Below are 239 nucleotides of genomic sequence, written 5' to 3'. Positions count from 1 at the left end.
AAGTTCTGACAAGTTACTGCGAAAGTGGTGGAGCCAAGCGGGATCGAACCGCTGACCTCCTGCGTGCAAGGCAGGCGCTCTCCCAGCTGAGCTATGGCCCCGTATTCTACGGCTGAACCATGTAATGGTAGGTCTGGGCAGATTTGAACTGCCGACCTCACCCTTATCAGGGGTGCGCTCTAACCAACTGAGCTACAGACCTATAACAGGGTCGCGTTACAGCATCGTCTTTATACAAA

General features: G+C 53.6%; 2 tRNA genes. Both read right to left on the bottom strand.

Annotated elements, in window-relative coordinates:
* Positions 1–25 precede the first annotated feature (25 nt).
* A tRNA-Ala gene (locus ACEWE8_RS26140) sits at positions 26–101 on the bottom strand.
* 24 nt (positions 102–125) lie between these two features.
* A tRNA-Ile gene (locus ACEWE8_RS26135) sits at positions 126–202 on the bottom strand.
* Between the last annotated feature and the right edge of the window lie 37 nt (positions 203–239).

The organism is Pseudomonas sp. TR47, assembly GCF_044143025.1.
Lineage (GTDB): Bacteria > Pseudomonadota > Gammaproteobacteria > Pseudomonadales > Pseudomonadaceae > Aquipseudomonas > Aquipseudomonas putida_E.
This window is presented reverse-complemented; position numbering and strand designations above follow the sequence as displayed.